We start from the raw sequence: 17,030 nt of genomic DNA on the forward strand, positions 1-17,030 counted from the left end.
AATCATGGAAACCGAGTCGTGGCTTGAAGCCCTGCCAACAACAACCGCTGATACAAATCCTCCCGCAACCCCTGCGGCCGATCCAGATCCATGCGCGCCAGGTGATCGGGAAACGCCGCAGGCTCCGGGGCCTCCATCGCCGCCTTGCCCAGCTCGATGATCTCGGTGAGCTTGAACTTGCTCTTGAGCCAGTTCAACGCCCGCAACAGATCCCGCTCCACCGGCGTGAAGTCGGTGCCCAACGGGTACTCGACGAACAGCGCGGGAAACTGATCACGAATCGCCTTCAGCCGCTCTGGCGTGTTCTGCGTGAACAACGGATCGAGCCGGAAATCTTTCGGCAGCTTGCCCGCCTTCTGCGCCTGATCGATCAGCCCCGGCTGGAACCGCGAGTCGGTGATATTGAGCAAGGCTTCGATCACCGCCGCATCGGTCTTGCCGCGCAGATCGGCGATGCCGTATTCGGTGACGACGATATCGCGCAGATGCCGGGGGATCGTGGTGTGGCCGTATTCCCAGACGATATTGGAGCTGACTTCACCGCCGGACTCGCGCCAGCTGCGCAGGATCAATATCGAGCGCGCACCTTCCAGCGCGTGAGCCTGTGCGACGAAGTTGTACTGCCCACCCACGCCGCTGACCACGCGCCCGTCGGCCAGTTGATCGGACACCGCCGCACCCAGCAGCGTGACCGTGAACGAGCTGTTGATGAAGCGCGCGTCCTTGCGCTGTGCACGCTTGAGCGCTTCGTTGCCATACAGCTCGTTGATGTAGCTGATGGCAGTCATGTCGATTTGCGCCCGCTGCTCGGGCGCAAACTCGCTCAAGCGCTGATAAAAACTGCGCGGCCCGAGGAAAAACCCGCCATGGATCAGTGTTCCGTTGCGATGGATGGACTCGTCCAGCAGGCCCGCGTCTGCCAGCTTCTGCAATTCGATGTCGGGATAGACCTTGCGCCGGATGATCCCCGCATCCAGCAACACCAGAAGGCCATTGACCAGCATCTCGCTGCAGCCATAGAGCCCGGCGGCAAAGGGCATCACCCCACCCTCGGCCTCGATCAACGGCCGCCAGGTGGAAATCCCGTCCAGTTCGGCCAGGCAGGCGCGATACATCTCGTTGTTGGCCTGGCGCGCCAGCAAGGCCGCGGTCAGCGCATCGCCCATCGAGCCGATGCCGATCTGCAAGGTGCCGCCGTCGCGGACCAGCGTGCTGGCGTACAGGCCGATGAAATGGTCCTGGAAACCCACCGGCATGTTGGGCGTCGAGAACAGCGTGCTGCGTTCTTCGTGCTCGATCAGCAGGTCAAAAGTGTCGACGCTCACTTCGGCATCGCCCGGCATGTACGGCAGATCGGCATGCACATGGCCGAGCAGCAGAATGTTTTCGCCCAGCGCGCGACGCTTTTCCAGCATCGGCAGCAGGTCCAGGGTGATGTCGGGGTTGCAGCTCAGGCTCAGGGAATCCGGGCGCGCGGGATCATGGGCGACCAGTTGCGCGACCAGATTCAAACCGTTGGCGTTGATGTCCCGCGCGGCGTGGCTGTAGTTGCTGCTGACGTAATCCTGCTGCGCCGCCGGGCTGCCCAACAGGCTACCGGGCTGCATGAAGAACTGCTCGACGTGCACGTTCGCCGGCAGGCTGTTCTTGTGCAGATCGGCGAGAAAATCCAGCTCCGGGTAGTCGCCGAACACGCGCTCCAGAAAGGGTTCGAGAAAGCGCCCTTGCAAACCGTCGCCCGCCTTGGGCCGCCCCAGGCACAACGCGGTGTAGATCGTCAGTTGCCGCTCGGGCAGCGTCTTGATCCGGGCATACAGCGCGTTGGCAAACCGGTTGGGCTTGCCCAGCCCCAACGGCATGCCCAGGCGAATGTGCGCTGGCAGCTCGGCCAGTACGTGGTCGACGGCTTGCTCGATCGAGCAGGAATGCGGCATCCGGCCTCTCCTGGTGGGTCATTCGATGGAGGTTGGACCGGGGGCAGTGGCGGCAATTCCCACAACGACTCAACTCCCGTAGCAGCACGGCTTGCCGGCGGGGCGGTGGGTCAGCAAACGATGTATCGCCTGACACGAAGCACCCGCCGGCAAGCCGTGCTGCTACGGGTGCGGAGTATTACCGGGCGATAACCGGAGCGGCTTACAGCCCCGACATCTTCTTGATCGCGCCCTTGAGCTCGTCATCCGAGCAATCGGCGCAGGTGCCTTTGGGTGGCATGGAATTGATCCCGGTGATGGCCTTGGCCAGCAGGCCGTCGACACCGCCCTGCTCCTTGGCGCGCTTGCCCCAGTCGGCGCCGTCGCCGATCTTCGGCGAGCCCAGCAGCCCGGTGCCGTGGCAGGCGTTGCAGTGTTTGGCGATCACTTCGTCAGGGGTCTTCGCGCCGCCCCCGCCGCCCGCCGTGGCCGCGACGTCCATGCCCGGGCATTCCTTCCCTTGCACGCACACCTGCCCGACCGGTTCGAGTCGCTTGGCAAGATCGTCTTGAGTGGTGGCCTGGGCGGTCAGCACCCACATGGCCAGACCTGCAACTGCAGCCAGGATCTTATTGGTATGGTTCACGCTTTCACCCTCATGGTGGCTATAACGCTTGCTGCGATCACGGTCAGTCGCAGGTGACGAGATTATAGCGGGTCGCCCGTGGCCCGTAGTGTCCCTGACAAAAGCAGGGTTATTGACACGTCGACCGGAGCGCTCAGGGCTCCCCATCTGCAAGCCGATGGGGAGATGCGTGAATCAGAAGTTCGCCGGGGTGGCGGCGCTGATGAGTCGCGCCGGGGCGTCGAACGGGTTGCGGAAGCGATGGGGCCGGGTGCTTTCAAAATAGTAGCTGTCGCCCGCTTCGAGCACATAAGTGTCCAGGCCCACTACCAGTTCCAGGCGGCCTTCGACCAGAATGCCGGTCTCCTCGCCCTCGTGGACGAGCATTTCGTCGCCCGTGTCGGCGCCTGGCGGGTAGACCTCGGTGAGGAACGCGATGGCCCGGCCCGGATGGGATTTGCCGACCAGTTTCATGGTCACGGCGCCGTCCGAAATATCGATCAGCTCGCTGGCCTTGTACACCACCTGCGTCGGGTTATCCGGCGCAAGCTCCTCGGAAAAGAACTCCACCATGGACATTGGAATGCCGCCCAGCACCTTGCGCAGGGAGCTGATCGAAGGGCTGACGCTGTTCTTTTCGATCATGGAAATGGTGCTGTTGGTCACGCCCGCTCTTTTGGCGAGTTCACGTTGCGACAGACCTTTGAGTTTGCGAATGGATTGCAGTCGTTCACCGACGTCCAATGCGGGAGTCCTCTGGTAATCAAATCACGGTCAAGTGGTCGCAATGATCGCAACCGCGTTCAGTATTTACAACACTTGACCAGATTAGCAAAGGGACCCGCACCCGCCAGCCGTGGCGGGTGTTGGCCGAGCGATGGCGGCAGTAAGCCCTCAACCCTCGGAATAGAGCCGTGGCACGCGCTTGAGGTTGCAGAAGATCTGATAGGGAATGGTGCCTGCGCTGGCAGCGACGTCGCTGGCCAGTACCTGCTTGCCCCACAATTCGACGCGGCTGCCAAGGCCTGCGCCAGGAAGGTGAGTCAGGTCGACGCAAAGCATGTCCATCGAAACCCGGCCCAGCAACTGGCTGCGCTGGCCGTCGATCATCACCGGCGTGCCGGTCGGCGCCTGACGCGGATAGCCATCGGCGTATCCCATGGCCACTACACCAACGCGGGTCGGTGCTTGAGTGACGAATGCGCCGCCATAACCGACCGGCTCGCCGGCGGGCAGTTCCCGCACGCAGATGACCTTCGATTCCAGGGTCATCACCGCTTGCAGGCGATCGGCCACCGCTTGCGGCTGATCGAAAGGCGTCGCGCCGTACAGCATGATCCCGGGGCGCACCCAGTCGCTCGGCACCTTGGGCCAGCCCATCACGCCCGGCGAGTTGCGCAGGCTGATTTCGGCAGCGAGCCCTTCGCGAGCCGCCTGGAAGATCGCAACCTGCTCATCGGTGCGCACGCTGCCCAGTTCGTCGGCACGGGCAAAGTGGCTCATCAACACGACTTTCGCCACTTTGCCGCTGGCCAGCAGGCGCTGGTGGGCGGCCTGATAGTCAGCCGGATGAATGCCGACCCGGTGCATGCCCGAATCCATCTTCAGCCAGATGTTCAGCGGTTTGCCAACCGCCGTGCGCTCGATGGCGTCGAGCTGCCACAAAGAATGCACCACACACCAGAAATCGTGCTCGACGATCAGCGCCAGCTCGTCAGCCTCGAAAAAGCCTTCGAGCAGTAGCACCGGCGCACGAATGCCCGCCTGACGAAGCTCCAGCGCTTCCTCGATACACGCCACGGCAAAACCGTCGGCTTCGGCTTCCAGCGCCTGGGCCACGCGCACCGCGCCATGGCCATACGCGTCGGCCTTGATCACGGCAAGCGCCCTGGCGCCGGTGGTTTCGCGGGCCAGTTGGTAGTTGTGGCGCAGGGCCTGAAGGTCGATGAGGGCGCGGGCTGGACGCATGGTGGGGCTTCTAGGTCAGAATTTATATGGCCCTTGTAGGAGTGAGCTTGCTCACGAATGCGGCGGGGAGACAACACATCTGCGTCGTCTGTCATCACGTCTTCGCGAGCAAGCTCGCTCCCACAGGGACGGTGTTGGATCGGCAACTATGGCAACGCAGCGATCACCGACATCTCGATCAGCACATCCGGCGCGGCCATTTTCGCCTCGACGGTGGCGCGGGCAGGCGCGACGCCTTTTGGCAGCCAGGTGTCCCAGATGCCGTTCATGGTGGCGAAATGCGCACCGATGTCGTTCAGGTAAATCGTCACCGACAGCAGGCGGCTCTTGTCGGTGCCTGCCAGGTCCAGCAGGCGTTCGATGTTGCCCAGTACTTCACGGGTCTGCTGCTCGATGCTGCCCGCCATATCGTTGGCCACTTGCCCGGCAAGGTACACGGTGCCGTTGTGGACGACGATCTGGCTCATGCGATCATTGGTGAGCTGGCGCTGTACTGACATGTTTTGCGATCTCCTTTGAGCTTCCGTAGCGAGAAATATCCAGGCCTTCGGCGCTGATCTGTGGTTTTTTGCGGGCGATCAGGTCGGCCAGCAAGCGGCCGGAACCGCAAGCCATGGTCCAGCCCAATGTTCCGTGGCCGGTATTGAGGAACAGGTTGCGATATGGCGTGGCACCGACAATCGGCGTGCCGTCCGGCGTGGTCGGACGCAGGCCGGTCCAGAAACTGGCCTGGGCCAGATCGCCGCCCTGAGGATAGAGATCGTTGACGATCATCTCCAGCGTTTCGCGTCGACGCGGATTTAGCGAGAGATCAAAACCGGCGATTTCGGCCATGCCGCCGACGCGGATGCGGTTGTCGAAACGGGTGATCGCCACCTTGTAGGTTTCGTCCAGAATGGTCGAAGTCGGAGCCATGGCCGGGTTGGTGATCGGCACGGTCAGCGAGTAACCCTTGAGCGGGTACACCGGCGCCTTGATGCCCAGCGGCTTGAGCAATTGCGGCGAGTAGCTGCCCAGCGCCAGCACATAGCGGTCGGCGGTTTCCAGCTTGCCGTTGACGCGCACACCGTTGATGCGGTCGCCCGCGAAATCGATCGACTCGATGGACTGGCCGAAACGGAATTCAACGCCTAACTTCACACACATCTCGGCCAGGCGCGTGGTGAACATCTGGCAGTCGCCGGTCTGGTCGTTCGGCAGGCGCAGGGCACCGCTCAGAATGTCGCTGACACTGGCCAGCGCAGGTTCGACCCGGGCGATCCCTTCGCGATCCAGCACTTCGTAAGGCACGCCGGCCTGTTCCAGCACGGCGATGTCCTTGGCAGCGTTATCCACCTGCTCCTGGGTGCGGAACAGCTGAGTAGTACCCAAGCTGCGGCCTTCGTAGGCAATACCGGTTTCGGCGCGCAGCTCGTCCAGGCAATCGCGGCTGTACTCGGACAGGCGCACCATGCGCTCCTTGTTCACGGCGTAGCGGCTCTGCGTGCAGTTGCGCAGCATTTGCGCCATCCACAGATACTGATCGATGCTGGTGGTGGCCTTGATCGCCAGCGGGGCATGGCGCTGCAACAGCCACTTGATGGCCTTGAGCGGCACACCCGGCGCGGCCCATGGCGAGGCATAGCCAGGCGAGACTTGGCCGGCGTTGGCAAAACTGGTTTCCATGGCAGCGGCAGGCTGACGGTCGACGACCGTCACCTCGAAGCCGGCACGGGCCAGATAATAGGCACTGGTGACACCGATTACGCCACTTCCAAGGACCAGGACGCGCATGTTGATTTCCTCATCGCGGATATCCGCTGACGTTTTGAAGTTTTAAGCAAGGATGTGCGCAGTATATGCAGCGCCGAGCAGTGCATTTCACTGTATAAAATCCTATATTCAGCTTTAATTCTCGATAACGAAGGCTTTGGCACGAGGAGGTTGTTCGATGCGCACCCAACACCAGTCAAAACGTGAGCTGGACAAGATCGACCGAAACATCCTGCGCATCCTGCAGGGCGACGGCAGAATCTCCCTCACGGAGCTGGGTGAACGCGTGGGGCTGTCTACCACGCCCTGTACGGAAAGGGTCCGCAGGCTGGAGCGCGAAGGCATCATCATGGGCTACAGCGCCCGCCTCAATCCGCAGAACCTCAAGGCCAGCCTGCTGGTGTTCGTTGAGATCAGCCTGGACTACAAATCCGGCGACACCTTCGAGGAATTTCGCCGCGCCGTGCTCAAACTGCCCCACGTGCTGGAGTGCCATCTGGTCTCAGGGGACTTCGACTACCTGGTCAAGGCGCGGATTTCCGAGATGGCGTCTTACCGCAAGCTGCTGGGCGACATCCTGCTCAAGCTGCCCCACGTGCGCGAATCCAAGAGCTATATCGTGATGGAAGAGGTGAAGGAGAGTTTGAATTTGCCGATTCCGGAATGAATGCCCGCATTCGGCTACACCAACACCTGCCGCGTCGAGGCGATGAACTCATGTACCTGCTTCTCGACCCTGGGGTGGATCAACACTTCGGGGCGGCGGCCGTTGGGGCATGGCAAGGTCGGGGTGGTGCCGAACAGACGGCAGATCAGCGGGCGTTCGTCGTAAACCGTGCAGCCGTTGGGCCCCAGGTGAACGCAGTTGAATTCATTGAGCGCCGCTTCCTGCTCGGCGGCGGTCTTGCGCGGCAGGCGGGCCATTTCTTCGGATGAGGTGGTGACGGGGCCGCAGCAGTCATGGCAGCCAGGCACGCACTCGAAAGACGGAATCTGTCGCCGCAGGTCGCGGATTTTCTGGCTGTTGCAGCTCATGGCGGCAGTTTTCCCTGTGAAAGGCGTCATTGTGCCCCACAGCATTTACAGGTCAAAGCCGGCGGGCGCTCCCTGCCCGCGTCCCGACGCGCGGCATCCCTGCGTCAGTGTGCCCGGACAACCGGCCTATTCCTTCCAGAAGGGTTTGAGCCCTTCACGGCGCGCCTGCTCGTAGCTCAGGCCGATATCGCGCAGTTGATCATCCGTCAGCGTGAGCAAGGCACGGCGCGTCGCCCGGCGATGCTGAATCAGCCCCCACAGGCTCAAGCCCGCCGGTGCATTGCCCCGCACGGTCACGCCCTGCTCTTTCTCCAGTTCCTGTGCATACAGCGTCAACCTGACATCGCTTATCCCGCTCATTTGCAGACACCTCATCATGGGTAGTGGGTGAAACCATGATGCGTCTGCATGAAAAACCATTACAGATTCAAAGAATTCCTATTTTTTGCATACAGATTCAATACAACCTCAGCTGAATGCTGTATTTTCGAGCCATCTGTATTGGTCAAACGCCGAACATCGAGCGGGAGTACACCATGACCCTTTACGTCAACCTTGCCGAACTGCTTGGCACGCGGATCGAAAACGGCTTCTACCGGCCCGGCGACCGGCTGCCGTCCGTGCGTGCGCTGAGCGTCGAGCACGGCGTGAGCCTGAGCACCGTGCAGCAGGCGTATCGATTGCTGGAGGACAACGGCCTGGCCTTGCCCCGGCCAAAGTCGGGGTATTTCGTTCCCGCCGGACGCAAGTCACCGGCCCTGCCCGCAGTAGGACGCCCAGCACAAAGGCCTGTGGATATTTCCCAGTGGGATCAGGTGCTGGAGCTGGCCCGCGCCACGCCCAGCCCCGATGTCGTGCAACTGGCCCGCGGCATGCCGGACATCACCAGCCCCACGCTGCGCCCGCTGACCCAGGCGCTGGGCAAGATCAACCGGCGCCTGGACATGCCAGGCCTGTATTACGACAACATCCACGGCACTCAGGTGTTGCGCGATCAGGTCGCGCGCTTGTTGCTGGATTCGGGCACCAGCATCGCGCCGGACGATCTGGTGATCACCACCGGCGCCCAAGAGGCACTGGCGGTCAGCATTCGCTCGATCTGCGAGCCCGGCGATATCGTTGCCGTGGACTCGCCCAGCTTTCACGGCGCGATGCAGGCCCTTAAAGGGCTGGGCATGAAGGCGCTGGAAATCCCCACCGACCCGCTCACCGGCATCAGCCTCGATGCGCTGGAACTGGCCTTGGAACAATGGCCGATCAAGGCCATCCAGTTGACCCCCAACTGCAACAACCCGCTGGGCTACATCATGCCCGAGGACCGCAAGCGCGCCCTGCTGACCCTGGCCCAGCGTTTCGACGTGGCGATCATCGAGGACGACGTGTATGGCGACCTGGCCTACCACTACCCTCGCCCGCGCACCATCAAGTCCTTCGACGAAGACGGCCGAGTGCTGCTGTGCAGTTCGTTTTCCAAGACCCTTGCGCCCGGTTTGCGAGTGGGCTGGGTGGCGCCGGGGCGCTATCTGGACCGCGTTCTGCACATGAAATACATCAGCACCGGCTCCACCGCGACCCAGCCGCAACTGGCCATCGCCGAATTTCTCCAGGCCGGCTTCTACGAGCCGCACATGCGCCGCATGCGCACGCAATACCAGCGCAGCCGCGACCTGATGACCGACTGGGTGACCCGCTACTTTCCCGAAGGCACGCGGGTCAGCCGCCCGCAAGGCGGCTTCATGCTGTGGATCGAATTGCCGGAAGATTTCGACTCCCTGCGCCTGAATCGCGCGTTGGAGGGCCAGGGCGTACAGATCGCGGTAGGTAACATCTTTTCGGCGTCCGGCAAATACAGGAACTGCCTGCGCATGAACTTCGCGGCCAGGCCCACGCCACAGATCGAGGAGGCGGTGCGCCGGGTTGGCGCCACGGCAGCGCGGCTGATGGCGCAATCAGAGCAGGCATGACTAACCTTTGGCCGAAAATGCGGTCATATCGCCATGGTTGAACTCTCGGATGACCGCGTTGACACACAAATGGGCGTTGCCCCTCCTCCTGGCCTTTGCCCTGTGCGTCAGTGGCTGCGCGCATTCGCCCGTGCAACAAGACGGCCCTAGCCAAGCCATTCCCGCCACAGCCTCGGCTTTCGGGCGCTCGATTCTCGCGCAAGCCGCGCCATATGAAGGCCGCTCGGGCTTTCGCCTGCTGCCCAACAGCACCGACGCCTTCATGGCCCGGGCCGAGCTGATCCGCAACGCCAAGACCAGCCTCGATCTGCAGTACTACATCGTCCACGACGGCCTGAGCACTCGGGCGCTGGTGGACGAACTGCTCAAGGCGGCCGATCGCGGCGTGCGCGTGCGCATTCTGCTGGACGACACCACCAGCGACGGCCTGGACGAAGTCATCGCCACCCTGGCCGCGCACCCGAACATTCAGATTCGCCTGTTCAACCCGCTGAACCTGGGCCGCAGCACCGGCGCCACGCGTACCCTGGGGCGGCTGTTCAACCTGTCGCTGCAACACCGGCGCATGCACAACAAGCTGTGGCTGGCCGACAGCGCCGTGGCGATCGTCGGCGGGCGCAACCTGGGCGACGAATATTTCGACGCCGAACCCAACCTGAACTTCACCGACATCGACATGCTCAGCGTCGGGCCGGTGGCCGAACAGTTGAGCCACAGCTTCGACCAGTACTGGAACAGCACCCTGAGCAAACCGGTGGACGACTTCCTGTACTGGCCGCCCGACATGAAGGATCTGGACAAGGCCCGCGTGCGCCTGGCGGCATCGCTGGCCCAGGCCCATGTCGAGAAAAAGGCGCTGTATGAGCGACTGATGGCGTACAGAACTCAGCCGCGCCTGAAAACCTGGCTCAACGAACTGATCTGGGCCCACAACCAGGCGCTCTGGGATGCGCCGACCAAGGTGCTGTCGCGGGGCGACCCTGATCCGCACCTGCTGCTGACCAGCCAACTGGCCCCGGATCTGCGCAACGTGCATCAGGAGCTGATGATGGTGTCGGCCTATTTCGTCCCCGGCCAGCAGGGGCTGACCTACCTCACTGGCCTAGCCGACAGCGGCGTGTCGGTGAGCCTTCTGACCAACTCGCTGGAGGCCACCGACGTGCCGGCGGTGCATGGCGGCTATGCGCCCTATCGCAAGGCGCTGCTGGCCCATGGCGTGAAACTGTTCGAACTCAGGCGCCAGCCCGGCGACCCGAGCAATCGCGGCAGCGGGCCGAGATTCCTGCGCGCCGGGGCGTTCAAGGGCGGCTCCGAATCGAGCTTGCACAGCAAGGCGATGATCTTCGACCGGCGCAAGACCTTCGTCGGTTCGTTCAACTTCGACCCACGCTCGGTGCTGTGGAACACCGAAGTCGGGGTGCTGGTCGACAGCCCCGAACTGACCAATGACCTGCGTGACCTGGCGCTGCAGGGCATGGCGCCCGCCGTCAGCTACCAGGCCAAGCTTGAGAATGATCGTGTTGTCTGGGTCACCGAAGACAACGGCAAGATTCACACGCTGTACAAGGAACCCGGCGACTGGTGGCGCAGGCTAAACGCCTGGTTCGCCAGCGCCGTGGGCCTTGAACGAATGCTTTAGGCCGCCACCGGCTGCGGGCCGAAGGCTTGCGGCCGTTGCGAGAGGAACACCAGCCCCATGGCGCCGAACGCCATCAGTAGCGGCAACGCCTGGCCGCTGATCCACTGGCTGCCCGCCCCGGCGGCCAGCGGCCCGAGCAGGCAACCGATCCCCCACAGCTGCGCGACATGGGCGTTGGCGCGGACCAGCGCATCGTCGCGATAACGCTCGCCGATCAGAATCAGCGACAGCGTGAACAACCCACCCGCGCTGGCACCGAACAGCACCCACAACGGCCAGATCGCCAGCGTGTCGATAAACAGCGGGATCGCCAGGCTCGACAGCATCAGCGTCACTGCACAGCCGGAAAACAGGCCGCGACGGGAAATCCGGTCGGCCAAAGCGCCGATGGGCAGTTGCAGCAGCGCATCACCCACCACCACCGTGCTGACCATCGCCAAGGCGATCTCGGGAGTAAAACCCTGTTGCAGGCAGTAAACCGGCAACAGCGTCAGAATCATCGCTTCGAAACCGGCAAACAGCGCAATGGCCCAGGCGATGGCTGGCAGTTCGCGGCAGAAGCCGCCCAGATCACGCAAGGTGACATGGCTCGACTCAGCGCTGGGCGCACCACTGCGGCCCAGCAAAACGAACGGCGAAGTGGCGAGCAGTGCCGTGCCGATCCAGAAACCGTAATCGTGTTCGGTGCCGATCACCCCCAGCAGTACCGGGCCGCCCAGCTGGCTGAGCGCGTAGCAACTGCCGTACAGCGCCACCAGCTTGCCGCGCAGGTTTTCGGTCACCAACTGGTTGATCCAGCTTTCGCCGAGGATAAACACCATGGTCAGGATCACGCCGAGCATCAGGCGCAGCCCCAGCCAGATCCAGTAATGCGGCAGCAGCGCCAGCAGCCCGACGGAAATCGAGCCGCCCCACAGGCACAGACGCATCAGGTTCGCGGTGCCGAGCATGGCCGCCAGACGGCTGGCCAGCCCCGCGCCTAGCAACACGCCGATGGCCGGCATAGCGGCCATCACGCCGATCGCGAAGCTTCCGTAGCCCCAGGCCTCCAGGCGCAACGACACCAACGGCATGCTCACGCCCAGCGCAAGGCCGACGCTGAGCACCGACGAAAGCACCGCGAAGTACGTACCCCAACGCATCACTGCCCCCAGAGGCTTGAAGAGTAGAGACAAAACAGCCGGGTTCTAGTGGAAGCCCGGCTGTCCGAGATCGGCTTTTGATTCTGCCCGGAGGGCGTGGGAGCTCGGCTTGCCAGCGATCTGGCGCGAAGCGGCAGTAAATCCCCACAACTCGGTCTGGCTGAGCGGACCAATTCGCCTGATTCTGCTGCCGCTTCGCGCCAGATCGCTGGCAAGCCAAGCTCCCACGCCCTTCGGACAGAAGCGAGATCGCGTAAAGTGCACGATCTCGCGCTGGAGTTACAACTTGATCCAGGTCGCCTTGAGCTCGGTGTACTTGTCGAACGCATGCAGCGACTTGTCGCGGCCGTTGCCCGACTGCTTGAAGCCACCGAACGGCGCGGTCATGTCGCCACCATCGTACTGGTTGACCCACACGCTACCGGCGCGCAGCGCACGCGCAGTCAGGTGCGCCTTGGATAGGTCGGCCGTCCACACGGCAGCCGCCAGGCCATACGGCGTGTCGTTGGCGATCTGCACGGCTTCTTCAGCGGTGTCGAAGGTCAGTACCGACAATACCGGCCCGAAGATTTCCTCCTGGGCGATCTTCATGGCGTTGGTCACGCCGTCGAAAATCGTCGGTTCGACGTAGGTGCCGCCGGTTTCCTGCAGAATGCGCTTGCCGCCCACCACCAGCTTGGCGCCGTCGCTATGGCCCGCGTCGATGTACGACAGCACGGTGTTCATCTGCTGGGTGTCGACCAGTGCACCCACGGTGGTGGCCGGGTCCAGCGGGTTGCCCGGCTTCCAGGCCTTGAGCGCCTCGATCACCATCGGCAGGAATTTGTCCTTGATCGAACGCTCCACCAGCAGGCGCGAGCCTGCGGTGCAGACTTCACCCTGGTTGAAGGCGATAGCGCTGGCGGCCGATTCGGCGGCGGCCTGCAGATCCGGTGCATCGGCGAACACGATGTTCGGGCTCTTGCCGCCGGCTTCCAGCCACACGCGCTTCATGTTCGATTCGCCCGAATAAACCAGCAATTGCTTGGCAATCTTCGTCGAACCGGTGAAAACAGCGGTGTCCACATCCATGTGCAGCGCCAGCGCCTTGCCCACGGTGTGGCCGTAGCCTGGCAGCACGTTGAGCACACCGGCAGGAATGCCCGCCTCGACGGCCAACTGAGCGACACGGATGGCGGTCAGTGGCGATTTTTCCGACGGTTTGAGCACCACAGAGTTACCGCTCGACAGCGCAGGGCCGAGTTTCCAGCACGCCATCAGCAGCGGGAAGTTCCACGGCACGATGGCAGCGACGACGCCGATCGGCTCGCGCGTGACCAGCCCGAGCTGGTCGTGAGGGGTGGCGGCGACTTCGTCATACAGTTTGTCGATGGCCTCGCCACTCCAGCTCAACGCCTGCGCGGAGCCCGGAATGTCGATGCCGTAGGAGTCGCTGATCGGCTTGCCCATGTCCAGGGTTTCAAGCAGGGCCAGCTCTTCGATGTTTTCTTTGATCAGGGCCGCGAAGCGAATCATCGCCGCTTTGCGCTTGACCGGCGCCAGGCGCGACCAGACACCGGAATTGAAAGTCTTGCGAGCGCTTTCCACGGCACGCTGGGCGTCAGCGGCGTCGCAGCTGGCGACCTTGGCCAGGAAGCGGCCATCCACGGGGCTTAAGCAATCAAAGGTGCTGCCGGATGCGGCATCGGTGTACTCGCCATTGATGAAGGCACGGCCTTCGATCTTCAGATTCTGGGCGCGTTTTTCCCAGTCAGCTTGAGTCAGGGTGGTCATGAAACGTCCTCCTCTTGTGAATTGTGCGCGCCCTCGCGCTCATGAACCGTGCTGCAGGCGATCACCTGACGCGCTGCCGGATCGGCCAAAGGCATCCGTCACCCTAAACCAGCCTTGAAGGAATTTCCAATATATTGGACAAAAATCGGCAAAACAGCGATTTATCGTGCATTTTATTCAACAGACGCGCTAACAGTCCGCCGCAAAGGTCTGGCACTATCGCCCACGCGCCTCATCACACAATCGCCCAATCAGGAGCCAGGGACATGAGCATCGAAAGCGTCGTCGATTTCAGCGAAGCCAACACCGCTGCAGAACGATTCAAGCCGGCCGCCGAAAAGATCCTCAAAGGCGACCCGCAGCAAACCGTCTACAACCACTACAACAGCCCCTGCGGCCAGATGAACGCGGGCGTGTGGGAAGGCGAAGTCGGCCATTGGAAGGTGAACTACACCGAACACGAATACTGCGAGATCGTGCAGGGCGTTTCGGTGCTGCGCGACGAGCAGGGCCAGGCGAAAACTCTGCGCGCGGGCGATCGCTTCGTGATTCCGGCCGGATTCAAGGGCACCTGGGAAGTGCTGGAGGCGTGCCGCAAGATTTATGTGGTGTTCGAGCAGAAGGCCTGACGAAAAAACCATCGCCCACAAAAAAGCCCGCATCGCTGCGGGCTTTTTCGCAAGAGACAAAAATCAATTACTTGATTTTGGCTTCTTTGTAGATCACGTGCTTGCGAACAACCGGATCGTATTTCTTGATCTCGATTTTGTCCGGAGTAGTGCGCTTGTTCTTATCGGTGGTGTAGAAGTGGCCGGTGTTAGCGGTCGACACCAAACGGATCAATTCACGCATGATTTTCTCCCTTAAACCTTGGCGCCAGCGCGACGGATATCAGCCAGAACGGCCGAGATGCCACGCTTGTCGATGATGCGCATGCCTTTGGCGGATACGCGCAGACGTACGAAACGTTTTTCTTCCTCAACCCAGAAGCGATGATGCTGCAGGTTTGGCAGGAAACGACGACGGGTTTTGTTGTTTGCGTGGGAAATGTTATTCCCGGTTACCGGACCCTTACCGGTAACTTGACAGACTCTCGACATGCCTCAGCCCTCTAAAACCACATGCCCAACCCGGCATGGGTTGGCCGCTTAATCTCTCAGTCATTTGGCGCCAGGCGCCGCGTTTCTTCAGGGGTCTTACCGGCCACACCAACGGTGAAGGCAGCGGGCCCCTAGAAAAGAGCGCTGCTTTATACCAGAAACCCTCTGGAGCAACAACACAAACGACGAAATACCTGAAAGAAACTCCGGGCTTTGACCCCTCAGGGGCCAGCCTTGACCGGCGTGACGGCAAATATACCACTCGTCGCGCCGCTTCGATTGTTCTGCGCCGACGCATGGTCTAGGGTAACTACCTCTCCAGACTGCGCCGGCAGATGGGCCATTTCAGAAAGGAAACTCGCCATGCGCCTAGCTGTTTTACCCCTGTTGCTTGCGTCCCTGTCCGCCCCGCTGATGGCACAGGCCGCGACCAGCCTGAGCGTTTGCACCGAAGCCAGCCCCGAAGGCTTCGACGTGGTGCAATACAACTCGCTGACCACCACCAATGCTTCGGCCGACGTGCTGATGAACCGCCTGGTCGACTACGACGCCCAGACCCGCAAACTGGTGCCCAGCTTGGCAGAGAGCTGGAGCGTGTGGCCGGACGGCCTGACGTACGATTTCAAGCTGCGCTCCGGGGTCAAGTTCCATCACACCGACTATTTCACCCCGACGCGCGATTTCAACGCGCAAGACGTGGTGTTCAGCTTCCAGCGCATGCTTGACCCGGCCAATCCGTGGAACAAGGTCGCGGTTCAGGGCTTCCCGCACGCGCAGTCGATGCAGTGGCCGTCGCTGATCAAGAAGGTCGAGGCGCCGGACGCCAATACCGTGCGCATCACCCTGGATCACCCGGACGCGACCTTCCTCGCCACCCTGAGCATGGGTTTCGCCTCTATTTATTCGGCCGAGTACACCGCGCAACTGTTGAAGGCCGGTACGCCGGAGAAGCTCAACAGCCAGCCCATCGGGACCGGGCCGTTCATCTTCAAGCGTTTCCAGAAGGATGCGGTGGTGCGTTATGAGTCCAACCCGGATTACTTCGCAGGCAAGCCCGCGGTCGATGCACTGATCTACGCGATCACCCCCGACGCCAACGTGCGCCTGCAGCGCATTCGCCAGAATGAATGCCAGATCGCGCTGTCGCCCAAGCCTGTGGATGTCAGCGAAGCGGGCAAGGATCCGAACCTGAAAGTCGAAAAGACTGACGCATTCATGACCGCGTTCGTTGCGATCAACAGCCAGCACCCTCCGCTGGACAAGCCAGAAGTCCGACAGGCGATCAACCTGGCGTTCGACAAGGACAGCTACCTCAAGGCCGTGTTCGAAGGCTCGGCCCGCGCCGCCAACGGCCCGTACCCGCCCAACACCTGGGGTTATGCCAGCGACTTGCCGGGCTACAAGCATGATGTGGCCAAAGCCAAAGAGCTGCTGGCCAAGGCCGGCCTGAAAGACGGTTTCAAAACCACCATCTGGACCCGCCCTTCCGGTAGCCTGCTCAACCCTAACCCGAATGCCGGTGCTCAATTGCTGCAGAACGATCTGGCAGCCGTGGGCATCAAGGCCGAGATCAAGGTCATCGAATGGGGCGAGCTGATTCGTCGCGCCAAGACCGGCGAACACGACCTGCTGTTCATGGGCTGGGCGGGCGACAACGGCGACCCGGATAACTTCCTGACGCCGCAGTTCTCCTGCGCGGCAGTGAAATCCGGGACCAACTTCGCGCGCTATTGCGACGAAGGCCTGGACAAGCTGATCAGCCAGGGCAAGGCGGTGCCGGACCAGGACCAACGCAGCAAGCTCTACCATCAGGCGCAGGAACAGATTCAGAAACAGGCGTTGTGGCTGCCATTGGCGCATCCGACGGCCTACGCGCTGACCCGCAAGAATGTGGTGGGCTACGACGTCAGCCCGTTCGGACGGCAGGATTTTGCCAAGGTGATGGTGAAGTAATCACTTCTGGCCTTCTGCCGGACTCGATTTTGATTCTGGCCGAAGGCCGTGGGAGCCCTGCTTGCAGGCGATCTGGCGCGCAGCGGCAGCAAGATCAGGCGACCTGGTCGTGTCAGACATACCGCGTGCACAGGATTTGCTGCCGCTTCGCGCCAGATCGCTGGCA

General features: G+C 62.1%; 17 protein-coding genes. 5 read left to right on the forward strand and 12 right to left on the reverse strand.

The genetic code is table 11. From position 1 onward, the window contains the following. Nucleotides 1–2 precede the first annotated feature (2 nt). The 6 genes from AC1MEK_RS16195 to dadA all read right to left on the reverse strand — a co-directional run bounded on the left by AC1MEK_RS16195 (nucleotide 3) and on the right by dadA (nucleotide 6,279). The gene (locus AC1MEK_RS16195) at nucleotides 3–1,934 is read right to left on the reverse strand and encodes an acetyl-CoA hydrolase/transferase C-terminal domain-containing protein (protein ID WP_480397301.1); all 1,932 of its coding nucleotides are present in this window, start codon (nucleotides 1,932–1,934) and stop codon (nucleotides 3–5) included. A gap of 202 nt (nucleotides 1,935–2,136) precedes the next feature. After that, nucleotides 2,137–2,514: a c-type cytochrome gene (locus tag AC1MEK_RS16200; RefSeq protein WP_480397491.1), complete on the reverse strand. Its 378-nt coding sequence runs from the start codon at nucleotides 2,512–2,514 to the stop codon at nucleotides 2,137–2,139. Between the two features lie 219 nt (nucleotides 2,515–2,733). Beyond that, nucleotides 2,734–3,282: a cupin domain-containing protein gene (locus AC1MEK_RS16205; protein WP_480397302.1), complete on the reverse strand. Its 549-nt coding sequence runs from the start codon at nucleotides 3,280–3,282 to the stop codon at nucleotides 2,734–2,736. 150 nt (nucleotides 3,283–3,432) lie between these two features. Further along, nucleotides 3,433–4,506 (reverse strand): alanine racemase, encoded by a 1,074-nt coding sequence (gene alr / locus AC1MEK_RS16210; RefSeq protein WP_480397303.1) that lies wholly within the window; start codon nucleotides 4,504–4,506, stop codon nucleotides 3,433–3,435. A 146-nt stretch (nucleotides 4,507–4,652) separates the two neighbouring features. Beyond that, nucleotides 4,653–5,006: a RidA family protein gene (locus AC1MEK_RS16215; protein ID WP_480397304.1), complete on the reverse strand. Its 354-nt coding sequence runs from the start codon at nucleotides 5,004–5,006 to the stop codon at nucleotides 4,653–4,655. Then, on the reverse strand, nucleotides 4,978–6,279 hold the full coding sequence (gene dadA / locus AC1MEK_RS16220) for a D-amino acid dehydrogenase (protein ID WP_480397305.1): 1,302 nt from the start codon (nucleotides 6,277–6,279) through the stop codon (nucleotides 4,978–4,980). The genes AC1MEK_RS16215 and dadA overlap by 29 nt, the downstream gene beginning before the upstream one ends. A 157-nt stretch (nucleotides 6,280–6,436) precedes the next feature. Between dadA and AC1MEK_RS16225 the strand changes: the two genes are divergently transcribed. Beyond that, the gene (locus tag AC1MEK_RS16225) at nucleotides 6,437–6,925 is read left to right on the forward strand and encodes an Lrp/AsnC ligand binding domain-containing protein (protein ID WP_480397306.1); all 489 of its coding nucleotides are present in this window, start codon (nucleotides 6,437–6,439) and stop codon (nucleotides 6,923–6,925) included. Nucleotides 6,926–6,939: 14 nt separating this feature from the next. On the opposite strand, the gene AC1MEK_RS16230 is transcribed toward AC1MEK_RS16225, so the two are convergent. Both AC1MEK_RS16230 and AC1MEK_RS16235 read right to left on the reverse strand, forming a co-directional pair. Then, nucleotides 6,940–7,293: a YkgJ family cysteine cluster protein gene (locus AC1MEK_RS16230; protein ID WP_480397307.1), complete on the reverse strand. Its 354-nt coding sequence runs from the start codon at nucleotides 7,291–7,293 to the stop codon at nucleotides 6,940–6,942. 126 nt (nucleotides 7,294–7,419) lie between these two features. Then, a complete protein-coding gene (locus AC1MEK_RS16235) occupies nucleotides 7,420–7,653 on the reverse strand; it encodes a DUF1127 domain-containing protein (protein ID WP_480397308.1) in 234 nt (77 codons plus the stop codon). A 176-nt stretch (nucleotides 7,654–7,829) separates the two neighbouring features. Between AC1MEK_RS16235 and AC1MEK_RS16240 the strand changes: the two genes are divergently transcribed. Both AC1MEK_RS16240 and AC1MEK_RS16245 read left to right on the forward strand, forming a co-directional pair. Beyond that, nucleotides 7,830–9,257 carry an aminotransferase-like domain-containing protein gene (locus AC1MEK_RS16240; protein WP_480397309.1) on the forward strand — a complete coding sequence of 476 codons (1,428 nt, stop codon included), beginning with the start codon at nucleotides 7,830–7,832 and terminating at the stop codon, nucleotides 9,255–9,257. Between the two features lie 58 nt (nucleotides 9,258–9,315). Further along, entirely contained in the window at nucleotides 9,316–10,896 is a 1,581-nt protein-coding gene (locus AC1MEK_RS16245) for a phospholipase D family protein (protein WP_480397492.1), read from the forward strand. Here AC1MEK_RS16245 and AC1MEK_RS16250 read toward each other — a convergent pair. Next, complete coding sequence (locus AC1MEK_RS16250) at nucleotides 10,893–12,038, reverse strand: MFS transporter (RefSeq protein WP_480397310.1); 1,146 nt, start codon at nucleotides 12,036–12,038, stop codon at nucleotides 10,893–10,895. The genes AC1MEK_RS16245 and AC1MEK_RS16250 overlap by 4 nt on opposite strands. 279 nt (nucleotides 12,039–12,317) lie before the next feature. Next, nucleotides 12,318–13,811, reverse strand: coding sequence for an aldehyde dehydrogenase (locus tag AC1MEK_RS16255; protein ID WP_480397311.1), 1,494 nt, complete (start codon nucleotides 13,809–13,811; stop codon nucleotides 12,318–12,320). A 266-nt stretch (nucleotides 13,812–14,077) separates the two neighbouring features. On the opposite strand from AC1MEK_RS16255, the gene AC1MEK_RS16260 reads away from it, so the two are divergent. Next, nucleotides 14,078–14,440 (forward strand): cupin domain-containing protein, encoded by a 363-nt coding sequence (locus AC1MEK_RS16260; RefSeq protein WP_480397312.1) that lies wholly within the window; start codon nucleotides 14,078–14,080, stop codon nucleotides 14,438–14,440. Between the two features lie 67 nt (nucleotides 14,441–14,507). Here AC1MEK_RS16260 and rpmG read toward each other — a convergent pair whose 3' ends face one another. Together rpmG and rpmB are read right to left on the reverse strand one after the other, a co-directional pair. Next, nucleotides 14,508–14,663, reverse strand: a complete 156-nt coding sequence (gene rpmG / locus AC1MEK_RS16265; RefSeq protein WP_296266881.1) for a 50S ribosomal protein L33 — start codon at nucleotides 14,661–14,663, stop codon at nucleotides 14,508–14,510. A gap of 11 nt (nucleotides 14,664–14,674) precedes the next feature. Further along, nucleotides 14,675–14,911 carry a 50S ribosomal protein L28 gene (gene rpmB / locus AC1MEK_RS16270; RefSeq protein WP_480397313.1) on the reverse strand — a complete coding sequence of 79 codons (237 nt, stop codon included), beginning with the start codon at nucleotides 14,909–14,911 and terminating at the stop codon, nucleotides 14,675–14,677. Nucleotides 14,912–15,274: 363 nt separating this feature from the next. Here rpmB and AC1MEK_RS16275 point away from each other — a divergent pair, with 363 nt between their 5' ends. Then, nucleotides 15,275–16,864: an ABC transporter substrate-binding protein gene (locus tag AC1MEK_RS16275; RefSeq protein ID WP_480397314.1), complete on the forward strand. Its 1,590-nt coding sequence runs from the start codon at nucleotides 15,275–15,277 to the stop codon at nucleotides 16,862–16,864. Nucleotides 16,865–17,030 lie beyond the last annotated feature (166 nt).

The sequence above is a fragment of the Pseudomonas sp. 2 genome (genome assembly GCF_056627435.1).